Genomic DNA, 20,709 nt, shown 5'->3' with positions numbered 1-20,709 from the left:
ACGCCGCCGCCGTCACACGCCCAGCCGCTCCTCGAGGAGCTTCAACGTCGCGCGCTGGGCCTCGCCCCAGGGGGCGGCGCGGGACTTGAAGAGGGTGGCCTGGCTCGCGTGGATCAGGCCGTCGGACAGCACCTTGAGGCCGTTGGCGCGCAGCGTCTCGCCGGTGGACGTGATGTCGGAAATCGCCTCGGCGGTCTCGTTCTTCACGGTGCCCTCGGTTGCGCCCTGGCTGTCGACGAGGGCGTAGTCGGCGACGCCGTGCTCGCGCAGGAACTCGCGGGTGAGGCGGTGGTACTTCGTCGCGATGCGCAGCCGGTGGCCGTGGGTGCGGCGGAAGCGGGCAGCGGCGGCGTCGAGGTCGTCGAGCGTGTCGACGTCGACCCAGCCGCGCGGCACGGCGATGACGAGGTCGGCGCCGCCGAAGCCCATCGGCGCCACCGCGCGGACCTGCTGGTCCCAGTTCGCCAGCCGTTCGCGGACCACGTCGGAGCCGGTCACGCCGAGGTGGATGCGGCCCGAGCCGAGGTCGCGGGGCATCTCGCCGGCCGACATCAGCACCAGCTCGACGCCCTCCACCCCCTCGACGACGCCGGCATATTCGCGCTCGCTGCCGGCCTTGCGCAGCGTGATGCCGCGCGCGCCGAACCAGTCGAGCGTCTTCTCCATCAGCCGCCCCTTGGACGGGATCGCGAGCTTGAGGCTCATGGGGCGTCTCCCATGCGGGCGAGCAGGCCGGGGCGGATGACGCCGCCCACGGCGGGGATCTCGCGGCCCTGCCCGAGCACGCGGGTCAGCGCGTCGTAGCGCCCGCCGGTGGCGACGGGGGCGAGGTCGGGGCGGTCCTGCGACGAGAAGCCGAAGACGAAGCCGTCGTAATATTCCATCGAGGTGCGCCCGTAGCTGCCCTCGAAGGCGAGCCCTTCGACGTCGATGCCGCGCGCGACGAGCGCGTCGAGGCGGGCGGCGAGGCGGTCGACGGCGGTGGAGATCATCGGCAGGTCGACGGCGATGTCGCGCAGGGCGGCGAGCACGTTGGGAGCCGTCTCGCGCAGACCGAGCAGCGAGTCGATCAGGGCGACCTCGTGGGCGGCGATGGGCGGAGTCTCGGCGTCGCGGCGGATCGCCTCGAGCCGCTCGGCGACCTCGCGGGCGGTGCGCTTGCCGACCGGCTCCTCGAGGGTGTCCGGGTCGGGCAGGGGCGGGCGGCGGCGCATGCCGTGGCCGCCGAAGCGCTCGAGCATCGCGCGGAAGCGGCGCGGCCGCCAGATGTGGCGCAGCAGCGCCTGGCGGCGGTCCTCGGAAGTCGACAGCCCCTGCACGGCGGCCATTAGGATGCCGATGTCGCCGATCACCGCGCGCAGGCGCAGCGGCGCGAGCGCCTCGGCGATCAGCGCGAAAACCTCGGCGTCGGCCTCGGCCGGATCGCCGCCGAACAGCTCGAGCCCGACCTGCAGGTACTCGTTGGGCCGCGTCAGGTCGGTCTCCTGCCGGCGGAAGACCTCGCCGGCGTAGGTGTAGCGCGCGGGCTCGGCGCCGCCGGCCATGTGCATCTGCACCACCGGGACGGTGAAGTCGGGGCGCAGCATCATCTCGCCGCGCAGCGGGTCGGAGGTGACGTAGGCGCGGGCGCGGATGTCCTCGCCGTAGAGGTCGAGCAGGGTCTCGGCGGGCAGCAGCAGGTCGGCCTCCACCGGCTGCGCGCCGGCGCTGGTGAACACCCCCATGAGCTGGGCCGCGCGCTCGCGGGCGGCGCGTTTGGCCTCGGAGCGGATCACGCCTCGCCGTCCAGGATGGCGCGCACCCGCGCCACGAGCTCGCCGCGCGGCACCTCGACCTGGGACGGGCGTTCCTTCCACTCTTCGAGCGTGGCGTTCTCGGCGATCTTCGCGCCGAGCACGAGGTCCTTGACCTGCACCACGCCGCGCGCCTTCTCCTCGCCGCCCTCGATGATCGCGACGGGCGAGCCGCGCTTGTCGGCGTACTTGAGCTGGTTGCCGAAGTTCTTCGGGTTGCCGAGGTAGACCTCGGCGCGGATGCCGGCCTGGCGCAGCTCGGCGACCATCGCCTGGTAGTCGGCCATGCGGTCGCGGTCCATCACCGTCACCACCACCGGCCCGGGGGCGGCCGCGGCGGTGCGGCCCTTGGCGGTGAGGGCGGCGAGCAGGCGGTCGACGCCGATCGAGATGCCGGTGGCGGGGACCGCCTGGCCGGTGAAGCGCTTGACGAGGTCGTCGTAGCGCCCGCCCCCGGCGACCGAGCCGAACTGGCGCGGGCGGCCCTTGTCGTCGGTGATCTCGAAGGTCAGCTCGGCCTCGAAGACGGGGCCGGTATAGTAGCCGAGGCCGCGCACGACGGAGGGGTCGAGGATGATGCGGTCATGGCCGTAGCCTTGGATGGCCAGCAAATCGGCCATCTCAGCCACCTCATCGATCCCCTCATTGCCTTGCTTCGAAGCGCCAACGATGTTCTTCAGTCGAGTGAAGGTCGCGTAGTTAACGAGACGTTGACGGCCAATTCCTGTCTCATCGTCCAGCAGACTATGAAGGCGGTCCGAAACGCTTCTTGCATCCGTGACTTCCAAGCCATCAAAAATCGACCGTGTGAAGAAGCCGGGCATCATCTTGATTTGTCCGGCTTCGATGTCCGCTTTGGCATCGTCGCGAGCCGTCAGGAACGACATCACGATCCCAATCTGCTCTTCGCTCAGGTCCGCGCCAGAGGTGAAGTCGCCGCTTTCGTCGCGCCGTCCTCTGCCCAGAAGGTGGCGAACGCCTTCCGCGCCAAGCCTGTCTATCTTGTCGATGGCGCGGAGCACGACCCCTCTGATTTCCGGCGAGTCCTCTCCAACTCCTGCTACCTCGAGCACGCCGTTCAGCACCTTGCGGTTGTTGATGCGGATCACGTAGTCGCCGCGCGGGATGCCGACCGCCTCGAGCGCGTCGGCGAGCATGGCGCAGATCTCGGCGTCGGCGGCGACGGTGGCGGCGCCCACGGTGTCGGCGTCGCACTGGTAGAACTGGCGGAAGCGGCCCGGGCCCGGCTTCTCGTTGCGCCAGACCGGCCCCATCGCGTAGCGGCGGTAGGGCGCGGGGAGGTCGTTCCTGTGCTGGGCGTAGACCCGGGCGAGCGGCGCGGTCAGGTCGTAGCGCAGGGCGAGCCATTCGCCCCGGTCGCCCTCGTCGGCCTCCTGCCAGGCGAAGACGCCCTCGTTGGGGCGGTCAACGTCGGGGAGGAACTTGCCCAGCGCCTCGACCGTTTCGACGGCAGAGGATTCCAGGGCGTCGAAGCCATAGGCATGGTAGATCGCGGCGATCTTCGACAGCATCGCGGCGCGTTCGGTCACCTCGGTGCCGAAATAGTCGCGGAAGCCCTTCGGCGTGACGGCCTTGGGGCGGGGCTGCTTCTTGTCCTTCGCCATCGGGGATCCTCATCGGGCTGTCGCGGGCGCCGTTTAGCCCGCGCCGGGGCCGAGGGCAACGCGGCTTTCCCGCCGGCGCGGTTCAAGCAATAACAGGCACGGGAGGACCGGCATGTCGGAAGTGATGGAAGAACGGATCGCCTACCTCGAGCGCGAGCTGGCGGACCTGTCGGACGTGGTGACGCGCCAGAGCGGCGAGATCGCGGCGCTGACCCGGCGCATGGCGATGCTGCTCGAGCGCGAGGCGGGGCGCGAGGCCGAGGAGGCGGGAACGGTCCCGCTCGCCGACCAGCGCCCGCCGCACTGGTAGGCTCAGCTCTTGACGTCGATCGCCGCGACGCCGCCGTCGTGGAGCAGGATCTCGACCCACTCCCCGCCGCCGCCGAAGCGGTCGTAGACGGTGAGGAAGGTGGTGTCCTGGGCGAGCCGGTCGATCTGGCCGCCGCAGGGCTGGCCCTGCGCGGCGCGGCAGATGCGCGCCTTGATCGCCTCGTAGGCGCGGTCGGCGGCGGTGGTCGCCGGGTGGCCGGCGCCGTAGCGGACCGTCTCGTAGGTGCCCACGTCGCCCAGCATCACGAGCGCGCCGGTGAAGGTGCGGGTGCAGCCGTCGGCGAAGCCGGTGATGTAGTGGATGCGCGGGGCGGTGGAGTTGGGGACGGTGTCGAAGACCTCGTAGCCCGAGGCGGCGGCGACGCGGGTGCCGAGCCGGGAGGCGGGCACGTCGCAGGCGCGCGCGATGGCGCCGTAGGGGACGGAGGTGCCGGGGGCGACCTCGGCGAGCTCGATCTCCGACGCGCCCGAGCCGCGGCTGCCGCCGCCGAACAGGCGGCCCAGCCCGAAGCCGCCGGGCGCGGCGGCGGGGGTGGGTCCGGCCGCGCCGGCACCCCGGCCGAACAGCGCACCGAGGCCCCGCGGCGGCGCGGCGGCGCTGCGGGCCTGCGCGGCGGCGACGGCCTCGGCCTCCAGCGTGCCGGCCGCGTCGCGCGCTTCCGACAGGAGCGGCCCGGTGCCGGTGGCGGCGACATTGGCGGCCGGATCGGCCACGGAGATGTCGCTGAGACGGCCGACGTCGCGCAGCGGGTCGCCGCAGGCCGCCGTGAGCAGACATGCGGCGCCGACCAGCCAGTGTTTCATTTCCGCCATCCCGTGATCCCCGTTTCGCACGAGGTTCTAGACGAGCGGCGGCGGAGCGTAAACCGACCGGCCGATTCGGCCGTGGCGTCGGACGGCGGCAAGCCGCTCAGACCTCCTGCACCTCGAGGATGCCCGGCAGCGAGCGCAGCGCGCCCTTGATCTGCGGGTTGACCGGGAACTCCGCGCCGAGATCGAGCTCGACCTCGCCGGGCAGATCCGGGTCCATCAGGCAGAACAGGATCGGCCCGCGCCCGCCGCGCGCCCCGTCACGGCCCGCGCCCTCGAGCACGCTCGCCACCGCGTTGATCGCGTCGGCGTGCTCGACGAAGACCTTCAGCCCGCTGCTGCCGGCATCGGCGACGGCCACGTCGATGGGCGACACCGAGCGGGCCAGCAGCTTGAGCTGGTCGGCCTCCATCGTCGCCTCCACCGACAGCACCACCTGGCTGCCGCTCTCGAGGTGGTCGCGCGCGGTCTCCAGCGTGTCGGAGAACATCGTCACCTCGTACTGCCCGGTCGGATCGGAGAGCTGGACGAAGGCGAAGCGGTTGCCGCGCGCCGACTTGCGCTCCTGCCGCGAGGCGACGGTGCCGGCCATCTTGACGATGCAGGCGCCGCCGGCGGCCTTGGCCATCACCTCGTCGAGCGTCAGCACCTGCTTGCGCTTGAGCGGCGCGAGGTAGTCGTCGAGCGGGTGGCCCGAGAGGTAGAAGCCGACCGCCTTGAACTCCTCGGCCAGCCGCTCGGCCGGCAGCCAGTCGGGCACGCCGGGCAGGCGCGGCTCGGGCAGGTCGTCGCCGCCGTCGCCGAACAGCGACGACTGGTTGCTCTGGCGCTGCTCGTGGACGGCGGCGGAGTAGGCGGTGAGGGCGTCGAGGCTCTCGAACACCCGGCGCCGGTTCGGGTCGAGCTCGTCGAAGGCGCCGGCGCGGGCGAGCATCTCGAGGCTGCGCTTGCCGACCCGCTTGAGGTCGGTGCGGCGGGCGAAGTCGTAGACGTTGGAGAAGGGCTTGCCGTCGCGGGCCTCCACGATCAGCTTCATCGCCTCGACGCCGACGTTCTTGAGCGCTCCGAGCGCGTAGAGCAGCCGGCCCTCCTGTACGTCGAACGTCGCCTCCGAGCGGTTGACGCAGGGCGGATCCCACGGCAGGCCGAGGCCCTTCTTCAGCTCCTGGAAGTAGATCGCGAGCTTGTCGGTGAGGTGGATGTCGCAGTTCATCACGCCGGCCATGAACTCGACCGGGTGGTTCGCCTTGAGCCAGCCCGTCTGGTAGCTGACCACGGCGTAGGCGGCGGCGTGGGACTTGTTGAAGCCGTAGTTGGCGAACTTGTCGAGGAGGTTCCAGACCTCCAGCGCCTTCTTGTCGTCGACCCCGTTGGCCTTGGCCCCGGCGATGAACTTGGGCCGCTCGGCGTCCATCGCCTCCTGGATCTTCTTGCCCATCGCGCGGCGCAGCAGGTCGGCGCCGCCGAGGCTGTAGCCCGCCATTTCCTGGGCGATCTGCATCACCTGTTCCTGGTAGACGATGATGCCCTGGGTCTCGTCGAGGATGTGGTCGACCGAGGGGTGCAGCTTGTCGCGGTCGCTGATCCCGTTCTTGACCTCGCAATATTTCGGGATGTTCTCCATCGGGCCGGGCCGGTAGAGCGCCACCAGCGCGACGATGTCCTCGATGCAGGTCGGCTTCATCCGCCTGAGCGCGTCCATCATGCCCGAGCTTTCCACCTGGAACACCGCGACGGTGCGGGCCTTGGAGTAGAGCTCGTAGGTCCGCTCGTCGTCGAGCGGGATCAGGTTCATCTGGTTCTCGGCGCCGGGCGCGGGCTCGTAGAGCCGGCTGCCGTCGGCGGCCTCGTGCAGGTTGCGGCCGGACTTCAGGATCAGGTCGACGGCGTTCTGGATGACCGTCAGCGTCTTGAGGCCGAGGAAGTCGAACTTCACGAGCCCCGCCTGCTCGACCCACTTCATGTTGAACTGCGTCGCCGGCATCTCCGAGCGCGGGTCCTGGTAGAGCGGCACCAGCTCGTCGAGCGGCCGGTCGCCGATGACGACGCCGGCGGCGTGGGTGGAGGCGTTCCTGAGCAGGCCCTCGATCTGCTGGCCGTAGCTCAGCAGGCGGCCGACGACCTCCTCGTTCTTGGCCGCCTCGCGCAGGCGCGGCTCGTCGGCCAGCGCCTTCTCGATGGAGACCGGCTTGACGCCTTCGACGGGGATCATCTTGGAGAGCTTGTCGACCTGCATGTAGGGCAGCTGCAGCACCCGGCCGACGTCGCGCACCGCGGCCTTGGAGAGCAGCGCGCCGAAGGTGATGATCTGCCCCACCTTGTCGCGGCCGTACTTCTCCTGGACGTAGCGGATCACCTCCTCGCGGCGGTCCATGCAGAAGTCGATGTCGAAGTCGGGCATCGACACCCGCTCGGGGTTGAGGAAGCGCTCGAACAGCAGCGCGTAGCGCAGCGGGTCGAGGTCGGTGATGGTGAGCGCGTAGGCCACCAGCGAGCCGGCGCCCGAGCCGCGGCCGGGACCGACGGGGATGTCGTGGTCCTTGGCCCACTTGATGAAGTCGGCGACGATCAGGAAGTAGCCCGGAAAGCCCATCCCCTCGATGATGTCGAGCTCGAAGTCGAGCCGCTTCTGGTACTCCTCCACCGGCGCGGCGTGCGGGATCACCGCGAGCCGCGCGGCGAGGCCCTCATTGGCCTGCCGGCGCAGCTCCTCGACCTCGTCGTCGGCGAAGCGCGGCAGGATCGGCGCCCGCTTCTCGGCCTTGTAGGCGCAGCGCCGGGCGATCTCGACGGTGTTCTCGAGCGCCTCGGGCAGGTCGGCGAACAGCGTCGCCATCTCCTGCTGGCTCTTGAAGTAATTCTGCGGCGTGAGCCGCCGGCGCGGCGCCTGCTGGTCGACATAGGCTCCCTCGGCGATGCAGATCAGCGCGTCGTGGGCCTCGTAGAGGTCGGTCTTGGGGAAGTAGACGTCGTTGGTCGCCACCAGCGGGATGTCGAGCGCGTAGGCCATCTCGACATGGCCGCGCTCGCTGAGCCGCTCCGCCTCGGGCGCGCCGGCCTCGCCGGGGTGGCGCTGCAGCTCCATGTAGAGCCGGTCGCCGTAGATCGCCTTGAGCCGCTCCACCAGCGCCTGCGCCCGGGCCCTCTGCCCGGCGCGCAGCAGCCGGCCCACCGGCCCGTCGGGGCCGCCGGTGAGGCAGATCAGGCCCTCGCCGTGGGCCGCCAGCTCCTGCAACGTCACCTGCGGCCACTCGGCCCGCCCCTCGAGATAGGCGCACGAGTTGAGCTTCATCAGGTTCATGTAGCCGGCCTCGGACTGGGCCAGCAGGACGACCGGGGCCGGGGCCTCGGGCTTGGCCCCCGGCTCCGGGGTGACGTAGGTGACGTCGAGCTGGCAGCCGAGGATCGGCTGCACCCCGGCCTTCGCGGCGTACTCGGAAAACTCCAGCGCGCAGAACATGTTGTTGGTGTCGGTCACCGCGACGGCGGGCATCTCGGCCCCGGCGGCGAGTCCGGGGAGCGACTTCACCGGCACCGCGCCCTCGAGGAGGGAGTACTCGGTGTGGACGCGCAGGTGGATGAATCGGGAAGCACTGGTCATGGCGCCACAATATGGCGTCGGCGCACCGGGCGGAAGCCGCGGCAGGCCGCGCTGGTGGTTGACTTGGCGGGCTCGGCAGCGTCGTAGTCGACATGTCAGGACCACATGTCGGATCAAGCCATGCCGTTTCGTTTGGATCAATATGCCCTCGAAAAACGCTTCTCGGCACGAATCGACACCCTTTTCCGCATATTCTCGACCCCCGACCTCGCCTGGCGCTGGCAGTTCGAGGACTCGCTCCTCGACGTCATCGATTTCAGGAGCGACTTCACCGTCGGCGGCGGCCTCTGGACGCAGTGGAGGATTGACCACGGCGCGCCGATCCGCGTCGAGATCCGCTACGAGCACATCGAACGCAACGCCCGCATCGCCTCGACCTACCGCTTCTGGCAGGGCGACACCTTCGTGTCGCTGTCGCTGGCCGACCTGACCTTCCGGCCGGAGGGAGACACGACCCTGCTCAACCTGAGCGAATCGATCCACCTCTATTCCGACGTCGACGACACCTCCAAGCGGCGCGACCTGACCTCCTGGAGCCTCGGCCGCATGGAGCAGCTCGCCCAGAAGCTCGAGCGCGAGGCCGTCTGACGCAACGTCACGAAGGCGCTTGACAGCCAGAGCGTCTGCGCGAATAGTTAGCTGCATGGCTAACTATCTGGACAGCTTCTTCTCCGCCCTCGGCGACCCCACGCGGCGCGCGGTGATCGCGCGGCTCGCCAGCGGCCCGGCCCCGGTGGGCGAGCTGCACGCGCCGCACGACATCGCGCTGCCCACCTTCCTGCGCCACCTCAAGGTGCTCGAGGCCTCCGGCCTGGTGCGCTCGGAGAAGGTCGGGCGGGTGCGCATCGTCCATATCGAGGCGGGCCCGCTGGCGGCGGCGGAGGACTGGCTGACGCGCCAGCGGCGGATCTGGGAGGGCCGGCTCGACCGGCTCGACGCCCTCGCCGAGCGGCTCGAACGCGACGAGACTTCACCCCCGGATGACAAGGATCCCTGACATGCTCGACACCAAATCCGACCACGACCTCGTCCTGGTGCGCCAGATCGCCGCCAGCCCCGAGACCGTCTACCGCTGCTGGACCGAGCCGGAGCTGCTCAAGCAGTTCTTCGCCCCCGCCCCGGGCGAGACCGTGGAGGCCGACATCGACGCCCGGCCCGGCGGGCGGTTCTACACGCTGATGCGCTTCGAGGAGCACGGCGAGATCGGCGGCGAAGGCTGCGTGCTGGTCGCCGAGCCGGGCCGCCGCTTCGCCTGGACCGACTGCCTCGGGCCCGACTTCCGGCCCAACCCGAACCCGTTCTTCTCGGCCGAGATCACCTTCACCGCCAAGGACGGCGGCTGCGAATACCGCGTCGTCGCCCGCCACGTCGACGCCGCCACCGCGCAGCGGCACGAGGAAATGGGCTTCCAGAGCGGCTGGGGCACCGTCGCCGATCAGCTCGCCCGCCTCGCCGAGAGCCTCTGACGTCTCTGTTCTCGAAATATCCCGGGGGAGTCGCCAGCGGCGACGGGGGCAATGCCCCCGCTCCCCTCGCCGCTACTCCGCGATGAACCGTTTCATCACCACGGCCTCGCGCGCTTCCATGTGGGCGCGGGCGATGTCCATGTGCTCGGCCATCACCCGGTGCGCCTCGGCGGCGTCGCCGCGGCGCAGGGCGGCGATGCAGGCGAGCTGGTGGTCGCGGCCCTCGCGCCAGAGCGCCTCGTTGGGCGGGGCGTACAGGCGGCGGTAGACGGTGAGGTCGGACAGGATCTGCGCCATGAAGGAGATCAGGAAGCCGAGCAGCTGGTTGTCGGCGAAGTCGGCGAGCCGCTGGTGGAAGCGCAGCGAGGCGACGTGCTGCTCGCGCTCCTCCTCGGCGCTGGCGGCGGGCTCGGCGTAGAGCGCGACGATCCGCTCGAGCTCGCCGAGTTGGCCCGCGTCGAGCCGCCCCGCCAGCGACGCCGCGAGCTCGGGCTCGAGCAGGCGGCGCAGCTGGTAGATGTCGGCGACGGTCAGGTCCTTGAAGTAGAAGTAGTTGCCCAGCAAGGCCCGCGCCCGGTCGGCGCTGACCTCGCCGACGAAGGTGCCGCCGCCGGGGCCGGTGCGGGTGACGACGAGGCCCTGCGCCTCGAGGATGCGCATGGCCTCGCGGATCGTGCTCTTGGACATGGCGAAACGGGCGATCAGCTCCGTCTCGGAGGGCAGCCGGTCGCCCGTCTCGAGCCGCTGCTCGACGAGCCAGCCCTTGATCTCGTCGGCCACGCGCACCGGGCGCGAGCGGCGCGGTCCGGCGGGCTTGGCGCCCCGGGCTGTCTCGGTCGGTGACATGGTCTGCTGCCTAGCACGCGTCCTGCCGCGGGGGCCAGCCGCGACGCCTCAGCGCGCCGCGCGCGGGTCGAGCAGGCGGCGCATGACGGTGGCCTGGGTGATCTGGCCGATCACGGTGCCGTCGTCGGTGACGCCGATCTCCACCGGATCGTCGGCGAGGCGGCGCATGACGTCGGCGACGCTGGTCTCCGCCTCCACCAGCACCTGCGGCTCGCGGCTCACCGGCTCCATCACGTCCTTCGCGGTGAGCACGCCGAGCGGGTTCATGTGGGCGACGAACTCGGCGACGTACGCGTTGGCCGGGTCGTTGTAGATGTCCTGCGGGCGGCCGCACTGGACGATGCGTCCGCCCTCCATGATCGCGATGCGATTGCCGATCTTGAACGCCTCGTCGAGGTCGTGGCTGACGAAGATGATGGTGCGGCGCAGCTCGCGCTGCAGCTCGAGCAGCTCGTCCTGCAGCTTGTTGCGGATCAGCGGGTCGAGCGCCGAGAAGGGCTCGTCCATCAGCAGGATCGGCGCCTCGGTGGCGAAGGCGCGGGCGAGGCCGACGCGCTGCTGCATGCCGCCCGACAGCTCGCCCACCTTGCGGTCGGCCCAGTCGGAGAGGCCGACGAGGCTGAGCTGGCGGTCGGCGCGCTTCAGCCGTTCGGACTTGCTCACCCCGTCGAGCTCGAGGCCGAGCGCGACGTTGTCGCGCACCGTCCGCCAGGGCAGCAGGCCGAACTGCTGGAACACCATCGAGACGCATTCGCGCCGCAGGTGCAGCAGCTCCGAGGCCGAGGCGCCGGGCAGGGTGGCCGACCAGTCGTCCTTGCGCACCGTCACCGCGCCGCGCGCGATCGGGTTGAGGCCGTTGATGGCGCGCAGCAGCGTCGACTTGCCCGACCCGGACAGGCCCATGAGCACGAGGATCTCGCCCTCCTCCACCGCCAGCGAGCAATCGTGCACGCCGAGCACCTGCCGGGTGCGCTCCTGGATCTCGGGGCGCTCGAGCCCCTCGTCCATGAGCGGCAGAGCCTTCTCGGGGGCGTTGCCGAAGACGATGGAGACGTTGTCGATCAGGACGGCGATGGTCATTTGCGGCGGCTCCCGACGTTGAGCATTCGGTCGAGCATGATGGCGACCACGACGATGACGAACCCGGACTCGAAGCCGAGCGAGGTGTTGACCGAGTTCAGCGCCCGGATCACCGGCACGCCAAGGCCGTCGGCCCCGACGAGGGCGGCGATCACCACCATCGACAGCGACAGCATGATGGTCTGGTTCAGGCCGGCCATGATCTGCGGGAAGGCGTAGGGCAGCTCGGCCTTGAACAGCGTCTGCCGGGGCGTCGCGCCGAAGGCGCGCGCCGCCTCGAGCAGGGCGGGGGGCGTCGAGCTGACCCCGAGGTAGGTCAGCCGGATCGGGGCGGGCAGCACGAAGATCACCGTGGCGATCAGGCCGGGCACCATGCCGATGCCGAAGAACACGATGGCCGGGATCAGGTAGACGAAGGTGGGCAGCGTCTGCATCAGGTCGAGGACGGGGCGCATCCAGGCGTAGAGCCGCGGCCGGTGCGCGGCGGCGATGCCGATCGGCACGCCGATCGCCATGCACATCAGGCAGGCGGCGAGCACCAGCGTCAGGCTCTCGGCGGTCGCCTCCCAGTAGCCCTGGTCGAGCACGAAGAGGAAGCCGATGGCGACGAGCAGGCAGGTCTTCCAGTTGCGCTGCAGGATCCATGTCAGCAGCACGAACAGGCCGACGACGAGGAAGGCGTGGGTGGTCTCGGTCCACCAGGGGAAGGTCGGCTCGAAGCCGCGGCCGGCGAGCCAGTTCTCGCCCGGCGGGCGGGTGAGCAGGGCGAGGATGAAGTCGATGATGAACTCGGTCACGTCGGCGAAGCCGTCGAGGAACGCCGCCGCGCCCTCGCGGACGTAATCGAAGCCGCGCTCGGCGGTGTCGCCGACGGGGAGCTGCTCGTCGGTCCGCCCGGTCAGTCGCCGGGGCAGCCAGCCGAGGAACCAGACGAGCGCCGGTCCGAGCCAGAGCACGAAGTCGACGAGCGCCTGCACGATCCACAGGATCGCTCCGAAGATCGCGACGATGGCCTCGCCGATCCAGTTGATCACACCCATCCTGTCCCCTGACTGTTCGTGATTGCGGATAGAAGAAGGGGCCGGCGTCTCCGCCGGCCCCGGATGGCCTCAGAGGCCGAAGGCCTCTTTCGCGGCGGGCAGCGCCTCGCCGCCGTCGAGCGTGGACACGCCCTCGAGCCAGGTCTCGAGCACCTCGGGGTTGTCCTTGAGCCAGGCCTCGGCCGCCTCGCGCGGGTCTTCGCCTTCGTCGAGGATCGCGCCCATGATCTCGTTCTCCATCTCGAGCGAGAATTCGAGGTTCTGGAGCAGCTTGCCGACGTTGGGGCAGGCGTCGACGTAGCCGGCGGTGGTGTTGGTGTGCACCGTCGCGCCGCCGAGGTTGGGGCCGAACCAGTCGTCACCGCCGGTGAGGTAGGTGAGGTCGTAGTTGGCGTTCATCGGGTGCGGCTCCCAGGCGAGGAAGACGATGGGCTCGTCGCGGTCCGTCGCCCGGCCGACCTGTGCCAGCATGCCCTGCTCGGAGCTCTCCACCACCTCGAAATCGGACAGGCCGAAGGCGTCCTCGGCGATCATGTCCATGATCAGGCGGTTGCCGTCGTTGCCCGGCTCGATGCCGTAGATCTGGCCCTCGAGCGCGTCGCCGTGCTCGGCGATGTCGGCGAAGTCGGCGATGCCCGCCTCGGCGCCGGCGGCGTTGGTGGCGAGGGTGTACTTGGCGCCCTCGAGGTTGGTGCGCACGGTGTCGACGGTGCCGTCCTCGCGATAGGGGGCGATGTCGGCCTCCATCGTGGGCATCCAGTTGCCGAGGAACACGTCGACGTCGCCCTCGGCGAGCGAGATGTAGGTCACCGGCACCGACAGGACGCGCACCTCGGTGTCGTAGCCGATCGCCTCGAGCACCGCCGTGGTGGCGGCGGTGGTCGCGGTGATGTCGGTCCAGCCGACGTCGGAGAAGGTCACGGTGTCGCACTGGTCCTGGGCGGCGGCGCTCGTCGCGGCGAGCGCGAGAACGGAAATCGTGGACAGAAGCTTCATGTAGGTCTCCCTGGTGTTGCGCCTTGCGGCGAGAAACTTGATTGACGGGTCAATCAAACCCGCCTTAGGTTCGGAATGCAACCAAACACTGCATCGAGAGAGGTTGGTCCCATGGCCGTAGAGCCTAAGAGACGGGCGCAGCTTGTCGAGGCCACCATCCATGAAATCGGCGCGACGGGATCGCTGAACGTGACCGTGAGCCAGATCGCCAAGCGCGCCGGGGTGTCCTCGGCGCTGGCGTTCCACTATTTCGGCGACAAGGAGCAGATCTTCCTCGCCGCGATGCGCTCGATCCTGACCGTCTACGCCGCCGAGGTGCGCGGCGCGCTGACGGCGGCGGACGGGCCGCGGGCGCGGCTCGAGGGGATGGTGCGGGCCTCGTTCTCGGCCTCCAACTTCCGCCGCGACGCCATCGCCGCCTGGCTGAACTTCTACGTGCTTGCGCGCACCAGCGACGAGGCCTGCCGGCTGCTGTCGGTCTACCAGCGGCGACTGCGCTCGAACCTGGTGCACGACCTGCGCCCGCTCGCCGGCGACGCCGCGCCGGCGCTGGCCGAGCGGCTCGGCGGGCTGATCGACGGGCTCTACCTGCGCCACGCGCTCGATCCGGCCACCGACGCCGACGGCCAGGCGGCCGCGGCGCAGGTGCTGACCGCGCTCGACCACGAGCTGAAGGCGCTGGCACGATGAGCACACCGCCCAACATCCTGATCCTGATGGTGGACCAGCTGAACGGCACGCTGTTCCCCGACGGCCCCGCCGACTGGCTGCACGCGCCCAACCTCAAGCGCCTCGCCGCCCGCTCGACGCGCTTCGCCAACTGCTACACCGCCTCGCCGCTCTGCGCGCCGGGGCGCGCGAGCTTCATGTCGGGCCTGCTGCCCTCGCGCACGCGGGTCTACGACAACGCCGCCGAGTTCGGCGCGGACATCCCGACCTACGCCCACCACCTGCGCCGCGCGGGCTACCAGACCTGCCTGTCGGGCAAGATGCACTTCGTCGGCCCCGACCAGCTGCACGGCTTCGAGGAGCGGCTGACGACCGACATCTATCCCGCCGATTTCGGCTGGACGCCCGACTACCGCAAGCCTGGCGAGCGCATCGACTGGTGGTACCACAACCTCGGCTCGGTCACCGGGGCCGGAATCGCCGAGATCACCAACCAGATGGAGTACGACGACGAGGTCGGCTTCGCCGCCTGCCAGAAGCTCTACGACCTCGCGCGCGGGCACGATCCGCGCCCGTGGAGCCTGACCGTCAGCTTCACCCACCCGCACGACCCCTACGTGGCGCGGCGCAAGTTCTGGGACATGTACGAGGATTGCACGCACCTGCTGCCCGAGGTCCCGGCCTTCGCCTACGAGGACCACGACCCGCACGCGCGGCGGATCTTCGACGCCAACGACTGGCGCAGCTTCGACATCACCGAGGCGGACATCCGCCGCTCGCGCCGCGCCTACTTCGCCAACATCTCCTACCTCGACGACAAGATCGGCGAGATCCTCGACGTGCTCGAGCGGACGCGGCAGGAGGCCGTGATCCTGTTCGTCGCCGATCACGGCGACATGCTGGGAGAGCGCGGGCTGTGGTTCAAGATGAGCTTCTTCGAGGGCTCGTCGCGGGTGCCGATGATGATCGCGGCGCCCGGCATGACGCCCGGGCTCGTGCGCGAGCCGGTCTCCAACATCGACGTCTGCCCGACGCTATGCGCGCTGGCCGGCGTGTCGATGGAGGAGGTCGCGCCCTGGACCACGGGCGTCAGCCTCGTGCCGCTGGGGCAGGGGGCGACGCGCGACGAGCCGGTGGCGATGGAGTACGCCGCCGAGGCCTCGCAGGCCCCGATGGTCTCGCTGCGGGCGGGGCGCTTCAAGCTGAACCTCTGCAAGCTCGACCCCGACCAGCTCTTCGACCTCGAGGCCGACCCCCACGAGCTGACCAACCTCGCCGGCGACCCGGCCCATGCCGACACGCTCGCCGAGCTGAAGGCCGAGGCCGCGCGGCGCTGGGATCTCGATCGGTTCGACGCCGAGGTGCGCGAGAGCCAGGCGCGGCGCTGGATCGTCTACGAAGCGCTGCGCAACGGGGCCTACTACCCGTGGGATCACCAACCCCTGCGTCGTGCTTCCGAGCGCTTCATGCGCAACCACATGGACCTCAACGTCGTCGAGGAGAACCAGCGGTTCCCCCGGGGCGAACAAGACTGACAGGAGCACGCCATGCGTGACGCCACCCCCACCGCCAGCCACTATGTCGACGGCGCCTACCTGGAGGATGCCGAGGGCGCCGCGATCGAGGTGATCTACCCCGCCACCGGCGCGCGGATCGCCACCGTCCATTCCGCCAGCGGGCAGGTCGTCGAGGCCGCGCTCGCCGCCGCGACGCGCGCCCAGCCCGCCTGGGCGGCGCTGCCGGGCGTGGAGCGGGGCCGGGTGCTGCGCCGCGCCGCCGACATCCTGCGCGCGCGCAACCGCGAGCTCTCCGAGCTCGAGACCCTCGACACCGGCAAGCCGCTGTCGGAGACGCTGGTCGCCGACGCCACCTCGGCGGCGGACGCGCTCGAGTATTTCGGCGGCCTCGCGGCGGCGATCACCGGCGAGCACATCCCGCTGGCCGACGGCGACTTCGTCTACACCCGCCGCGAGGCGCTGGGCGTCTGCGTCGGGATCGGGGCGTGGAACTACCCGACCCAGATCGCCGCCTGGAAGGCCGCCCCGGCGCTGGCCTGCGGCAACACGATGGTCTTCAAGCCCTCCGAGACGACCCCGCTCTGCGCGCTCAAGCTGGCCGAGATCCTGACCGAGGCGGGCGCGCCGCCGGGCGTGTTCAACGTGGTCAACGGCCTCGGCGACGTCGGCGCGGCGCTCGTCGCGGACGGTCGCGTCGCCAAGGTCTCGCTCACCGGCTCGGTGCCGACGGGGCGCAAGGTCTACGCCGCCGCCGCGCAGGGCATGAAGCACGCCACGATGGAGCTCGGCGGCAAGAGCCCGCTCGTGATCTTCGACGACGCCGACCTCGAGAGCGCGATCTCCGCGGCGATCAACGGCAACTTCTACTCCACCGGCCAGATCTGTTCCAACGGCACCCGCGTCTTCGTGCAGTCCGGGATCAAGGAGGCGTTCCTGGAGCGCCTCGCCGAGCGCACCGCCAACGCCACGCTGGGCGATCCGCTGGACGAGGCGACGACGCTGGGGCCAATGGTCAGCGCGGCGCAGCTGGAGATCGTGCTCGACTACGTCGCGCGCGGCCGCGCCGAGGGCGCGCGGCTGGTGACGGGGGGCGCGCGGGTGGAGCGCGAGGGCTTCTGGATCGAGCCGACCGTCTTCGCCGACGTCACCGACGACATGACCATCGCGCGCGAGGAGATCTTCGGCCCGGTGATGACCGTGCTCGACTTCGAGACCGAGGACGAGGCGCTCGCCCGCGCCAACGCCACCGAGTACGGCCTCGCCGCCGGCGTCTTCACCGCCGACCTCACCCGCGCCCACCGCATGGCGGCGGGCTTCGAGGCCGGCACGACCTGGATCAACACCTACAACCTCACCCCCGTCGAGGCGCCCTTCGGCGGGAGCAAGATGTCGGGCGTCGGCCGCGAGAACTCGGCCGCCGCGATCGCGCACTGGTCGGAGCTGAAGTCCGTCTACGTCTCGCTCAACCCGACGGAGGCGCCGTTCTGATGGAAGCCGACTACGTCATCGTCGGGGCGGGGAGCGCGGGCTGCGCGATGGCCTACCGGCTGGGCGAGGCCGGGCGCTCGGTCATCGTGATCGAGCACGGCGGCAGCGACGCCGGGCCGTTCATCCAGATGCCCGCCGCGCTCTCCTATCCGATGAACATGCCGGCCTACGACTGGGGCTACATGAGCGAGCCCGAGCCGCATCTCGGCGGGCGCAAGCTGGTGGTGCCGCGCGGCAAGGTGATCGGCGGCTCGTCGTCGATCAATGGCATGATCTACGTGCGCGGCCATGCGCGCGACTTCGACCACTGGGCCGAGCAGGGCGCGGCGGGCTGGGCCTATGCCGACGTGCTGCCCTACTACAAGCGCATGGAGCACTGGCACGCCGGGCTGCACGGCGGCGATCCGGACTGGCGCGGCAAGGACGGCCCGCTGCACGTCACGCGCGGGCCCCGCAAGAACCCCCTCACCCGCGCCTTCGTCGAGGCCGGGGCGCAGGCGGGCTACGAGCTGACCGACGATTACAACGGCGAGAAGCAGGAGGGCTTCGGCCCCTTCGACTCGACCATCTGGCGGGGCCGTCGCTGGTCGGCCGCCAACGCCTACCTGCGCCCGGCGCTGAAGCGCGACAACGTCACGCTCGTGCGCGGGCTGGTGTCGAAGGTGGTGATCGAAGAGGGCCGGGCGACGGGCGTCGAGATGATCCGCAGGGGCGCGACGGAGGTGGTGCGCGCCCGCGCCGAGGTGATCCTCGCGGCCTCGTCGATCAACTCGCCGAAGCTGCTGATGCTGTCGGGCATCGGGCCGGGGGCGCACCTGCGCGAGCACGGCATCGAGGTCGTCGCCGACCGGCCGGGCGTGGGGCGCAACCTGCAGGACCATCTCGAGCTCTACATCCAGCAGGCCGCGATCAAGCCGGTCAGCCTCTACCGCTACTGGAACCTGATCGGGAAGGGCGTCATCGGCGCCCAGTGGCTGTTCACCCGCACCGGGCTGGGCGCGTCGAACCAGTTCGAGAGCGCCGGCTTCATCCGCAGCCGCGCCGGCGTCGAGTATCCCGACATCCAGTTCCACTTCCTGCCCATCGCCGTACGCTACGACGGCAAGGTCGCCGCCGAGGGGCACGGCTTCCAGGCCCATGTCGGCCCGATGCGCTCGGTGTCGCGTGGGGAGGTGACGCTGCGTTCGGCCGACCCGAACGACGCGCCGCGCATCCTGTTCAACTACATGAGCCACGAATCGGACTGGGAGGATTTCCGCACCTGCATCCGGCTGACCCGCGAGATCTTCGCCCAGCCCGCCTTCGACGAGTTCCGCGGCCGCGAGATCCAGCCCGGGGCGGACGCGCAGTCGGACGAGGCGCTCGACGCCTTCATCCGCGAGCACGCCGAGAGCGCCTACCATCCCTGCGGCACCTGCCGGATGGGCGCGGCGGACGATCCGACGGCGGTGGTCGACCCGGAGTGCCGGGTGATCGGGGTGGAGGGGCTGCGCGTGGCCGACAGCTCGATCTTCCCGCGCATCACCAACGGCAACCTCAATGCGCCCTCGATCATGACCGGCGAGAAGGCCGCCGACCACATCCTCGGCCGCCGCCTGCCGGCGAGCAATGTCGAGCCGTGGGTCCACCCGGAGTGGCGGACGGCGCAGCGGTAGGGTGGCGCGAGGGGCGGTGCGCGGGGGGGTGCGCAATGAATGCGCACCCTACGGCGAGGAGGTTTGGAGCGGATGCAGTGGCGTGACGGCGGGGTGTTGCTGGCCCGGCGGGGGCATGGCGAGAGCGGGGTGATCGCCGAAGTCTTCACCGAGACCCGCGGCCGTCATGCGGGGCTCGTGCGGGGCGGGCGGAGCAAGCAGCTCGCGCCGGTGCTGCAGCCGGGCGAGCAGGTCGAGGTGACGTGGACCGCGCGGCTCGAGGAGCATCTGGGCGCCTACCGGGTCGAGCCGCTGCGCTCGCGGGCGGCGCTGGTGATGAACGACCGGCTCGCCCTCGCCGGGCTCAACGCGATCTGCGGGCTGCTCGCCTTCGCGCTGCCCGAGCGCGAGCCGCACCCGGCGCTCTACGCCCGCTCGGTCACGCTGCTCGACCTGCTCGGCCGCACCGACGCCTGGCCGCTGGCCTACCTGCATTGGGAGCTGGCGCTGCTCGAGGAGCTCGGCTTCGGGCTGGACCTGTCGAGCTGCGCCGTGACCGGGGCGGAGGACGGGCTCGCCTTCGTCTCGCCGCGCACCGGGCGGGCGGTGAGCGCGGCGGGCGCGGGCGAGTGGGCGGGGCGGCTGCTGCCGTTGCCGCCGGCGCTGCGCGGGCAGGGGCCGGGGCCGGACGCGGAGATCCTCGAGGGCCTGCGCACCACCGGCCATTTCCTCGCCACCTGGCTCGCCCCGGCGCTGGGCGACCGGCCGCTGCCCGAGGCGCGGGCGCGGCTGGTGGCGCTGCTGTCGCGCTAGGGCGCGCCGGCGATCTGGCGGAAGGCGAGTTCGACGCCGGCGTCCGTCACCAGCGTCAGCCGCCCCGGCGCGACGCGGCTGTAGCGGACCTGCTGGAGCTGGTCGAGGTAGACCTGCTCGTAGCCGAGCGCGGCGCAGGCGTCGCCCTTCAGCTTCGGCCGCCCGAAGGTCAGCGACGGGAACGGCTCGCGCGACAGCCGGCCGGCGTAGCTGTTGCACGGGCCCTGCCCGGTATAGGCGGCGATGCCCATGCCGAGGGAGGCGAAGGCGGGGAACGGAGTGCCGTTGACCGTCTCGAGCTGCCAGTCGGGCGATGGCGGCGGGGAGCGTCCGCAGGCGGTGAGGAGAAGGGCGAGGGCGAGGCAGGCGACGATCTTCATGGAGACCTCCTGGGCGGCAGGATGCTCGGGCGGCACGGCAAGCGCAATGGGCCGCGCGATTGGCGGATGCATCCGTCCGCGCGGGCGGCTAAGGGAGCGGCATGGACCTGTTCACCGACCTGCTGTCGCCCGCCAGCCTTGCCCTCGCCTTCGCCGTCGTGCTCTTCGCGGGGCTCATCAAGGGGATGGTCGGCTTCGGCATGCCGATGACCATGATCTCCGGCCTCTCGACCATCATCGCGCCCGACCTCGCGCTCGCGGCGCTGATCGTGCCGACGCTGATGACCAACGGCCTGCTGGCCCTGCGGCAGGGCTGGCGGGCGGCGTGGGACTCGATCAGCCGGTTCCGGGTGTTCCTGCTGGTGGGGCTGGTGCTGCTGGTCGGTTCGGCGCAGCTGGTGGCGGTGCTGCCGAGCCGGGCGCTGTTCCTGCTGATCGGCGCGCCGATCACACTGTTCGCGCTGATCCTGCTGCTGGGCTGGACGCCGCGGCTGGCGGCCCGCTCGGCGCGCGTCGAGGCGATGGTGGGCGCGGTGGCCGGGTTCGTGGGCGGGATGTCCGGGGTCTGGGGGCCGCCGACGGTGGCCTACCTGACGGCCATCGAGACGCCCAAGCAGGACC

20 protein-coding genes are annotated in these 20,709 nt (G+C 70.8%); 10 read left to right on the top strand and 10 right to left on the bottom strand.

All coding sequences use genetic code 11. The annotated features are described in order from the left end of the window. Positions 1-12 precede the first annotated feature (12 nt). From hisG to hisS, 3 genes are read right to left on the bottom strand one after another with little or no spacing between them, the layout of a single operon-like run. Positions 13-705 carry an ATP phosphoribosyltransferase gene (gene hisG, locus OG2516_RS08730; protein ID WP_007255287.1) on the bottom strand — a complete coding sequence of 231 codons (693 nt, stop codon included), beginning with the start codon at positions 703-705 and terminating at the stop codon, positions 13-15. Next, positions 702-1,775: an ATP phosphoribosyltransferase regulatory subunit gene (locus OG2516_RS08725; protein ID WP_007255286.1), complete on the bottom strand. Its 1,074-nt coding sequence runs from the start codon at positions 1,773-1,775 to the stop codon at positions 702-704. Before OG2516_RS08725 ends, hisG begins: the two co-directional genes overlap by 4 nt. Beyond that, entirely contained in the window at positions 1,772-3,418 is a 1,647-nt protein-coding gene (hisS, locus tag OG2516_RS08720; protein ID WP_007255285.1) for a histidine--tRNA ligase, read from the bottom strand. Before hisS ends, OG2516_RS08725 begins: the two co-directional genes overlap by 4 nt. 112 nt (positions 3,419-3,530) lie before the next feature. Between hisS and OG2516_RS08715 the strand changes: the two genes are divergently transcribed. Beyond that, a complete protein-coding gene (locus OG2516_RS08715) occupies positions 3,531-3,728 on the top strand; it encodes a SlyX family protein (protein WP_007255284.1) in 198 nt (65 codons plus the stop codon). A gap of 2 nt (positions 3,729-3,730) precedes the next feature. Here OG2516_RS08715 and OG2516_RS18965 read toward each other — a convergent pair whose 3' ends face one another. Together OG2516_RS18965 and dnaE are read right to left on the bottom strand one after the other, a co-directional pair. Continuing rightward, complete coding sequence (locus OG2516_RS18965) at positions 3,731-4,552, bottom strand: hypothetical protein (protein WP_050769125.1); 822 nt, start codon at positions 4,550-4,552, stop codon at positions 3,731-3,733. A gap of 106 nt (positions 4,553-4,658) precedes the next feature. Further along, entirely contained in the window at positions 4,659-8,159 is a 3,501-nt protein-coding gene (gene dnaE / locus OG2516_RS08705; protein WP_007255282.1) for a DNA polymerase III subunit alpha, read from the bottom strand. A 120-nt stretch (positions 8,160-8,279) separates the two neighbouring features. Between dnaE and OG2516_RS08700 the strand changes: the two genes are divergently transcribed. The 3 genes from OG2516_RS08700 to OG2516_RS08690 are packed head-to-tail and all read left to right on the top strand — an operon-like array spanning position 8,280 to position 9,625. Beyond that, a complete protein-coding gene (locus OG2516_RS08700; protein ID WP_192808364.1) occupies positions 8,280-8,747 on the top strand; it encodes an SRPBCC domain-containing protein in 468 nt (155 codons plus the stop codon). Positions 8,748-8,802: 55 nt separating this feature from the next. Beyond that, positions 8,803-9,156, top strand: a complete 354-nt coding sequence (locus OG2516_RS08695) for an ArsR/SmtB family transcription factor (RefSeq protein ID WP_007255280.1) — start codon at positions 8,803-8,805, stop codon at positions 9,154-9,156. A gap of 1 nt (position 9,157) precedes the next feature. Continuing rightward, the gene (locus tag OG2516_RS08690) at positions 9,158-9,625 is read left to right on the top strand and encodes an SRPBCC family protein (RefSeq protein WP_007255279.1); all 468 of its coding nucleotides are present in this window, start codon (positions 9,158-9,160) and stop codon (positions 9,623-9,625) included. Positions 9,626-9,697: 72 nt separating this feature from the next. Here OG2516_RS08690 and OG2516_RS08685 read toward each other — a convergent pair whose 3' ends face one another. The 4 genes from OG2516_RS08685 to choX all read right to left on the bottom strand — a co-directional run bounded on the left by OG2516_RS08685 (position 9,698) and on the right by choX (position 13,587). Further along, entirely contained in the window at positions 9,698-10,471 is a 774-nt protein-coding gene (locus tag OG2516_RS08685) for a FadR/GntR family transcriptional regulator (RefSeq protein ID WP_007255278.1), read from the bottom strand. Positions 10,472-10,519: 48 nt separating this feature from the next. Further along, positions 10,520-11,551, bottom strand: a complete 1,032-nt coding sequence (choV, locus tag OG2516_RS08680; RefSeq protein WP_007255277.1) for a choline ABC transporter ATP-binding protein — start codon at positions 11,549-11,551, stop codon at positions 10,520-10,522. Continuing rightward, on the bottom strand, positions 11,548-12,591 hold the full coding sequence (gene choW, locus OG2516_RS08675) for a choline ABC transporter permease subunit (RefSeq protein WP_083788494.1): 1,044 nt from the start codon (positions 12,589-12,591) through the stop codon (positions 11,548-11,550). Before choW ends, choV begins: the two co-directional genes overlap by 4 nt. Before the next feature lie 69 nt (positions 12,592-12,660). After that, a complete protein-coding gene (gene choX / locus OG2516_RS08670; protein WP_007255274.1) occupies positions 12,661-13,587 on the bottom strand; it encodes a choline ABC transporter substrate-binding protein in 927 nt (308 codons plus the stop codon). 111 nt (positions 13,588-13,698) lie between these two features. Between choX and betI the strand changes: the two genes are divergently transcribed. The 5 genes from betI (at position 13,699) to recO (ending at position 19,708) form a co-directional block, all read left to right on the top strand. After that, a complete protein-coding gene (gene betI, locus OG2516_RS08665; RefSeq protein ID WP_040615029.1) occupies positions 13,699-14,277 on the top strand; it encodes a choline-binding transcriptional repressor BetI in 579 nt (192 codons plus the stop codon). Beyond that, positions 14,274-15,791: a choline-sulfatase gene (gene betC, locus OG2516_RS08660; protein ID WP_007255272.1), complete on the top strand. Its 1,518-nt coding sequence runs from the start codon at positions 14,274-14,276 to the stop codon at positions 15,789-15,791. Before betI ends, betC begins: the two co-directional genes overlap by 4 nt. A gap of 12 nt (positions 15,792-15,803) precedes the next feature. Beyond that, a complete protein-coding gene (gene betB, locus OG2516_RS08655; protein ID WP_007255271.1) occupies positions 15,804-17,261 on the top strand; it encodes a betaine-aldehyde dehydrogenase in 1,458 nt (485 codons plus the stop codon). Continuing rightward, positions 17,261-18,916 (top strand): choline dehydrogenase, encoded by a 1,656-nt coding sequence (gene betA / locus OG2516_RS08650; protein ID WP_007255270.1) that lies wholly within the window; start codon positions 17,261-17,263, stop codon positions 18,914-18,916. Before betB ends, betA begins: the two co-directional genes overlap by 1 nt. Before the next feature lie 72 nt (positions 18,917-18,988). Beyond that, a complete protein-coding gene (recO, locus tag OG2516_RS08645; protein WP_007255269.1) occupies positions 18,989-19,708 on the top strand; it encodes a DNA repair protein RecO in 720 nt (239 codons plus the stop codon). Here the strand turns inward: recO and OG2516_RS08640 are convergent. Beyond that, complete coding sequence (locus OG2516_RS08640) at positions 19,705-20,088, bottom strand: META domain-containing protein (protein WP_007255268.1); 384 nt, start codon at positions 20,086-20,088, stop codon at positions 19,705-19,707. The genes recO and OG2516_RS08640 overlap by 4 nt on opposite strands. Before the next feature lie 101 nt (positions 20,089-20,189). Between OG2516_RS08640 and OG2516_RS08635 the strand changes: the two genes are divergently transcribed. After that, positions 20,190-20,709, top strand: a 520-nt coding sequence (locus tag OG2516_RS08635) for a sulfite exporter TauE/SafE family protein (protein ID WP_007255267.1), incomplete at its 3' end; no start/stop codon positions are given.

The sequence above is a fragment of the Oceanicola granulosus HTCC2516 genome (genome assembly GCF_000153305.1).
GTDB classification, from domain to species: domain Bacteria; phylum Pseudomonadota; class Alphaproteobacteria; order Rhodobacterales; family Rhodobacteraceae; genus Oceanicola; species Oceanicola granulosus.
This window is presented reverse-complemented; position numbering and strand designations above follow the sequence as displayed.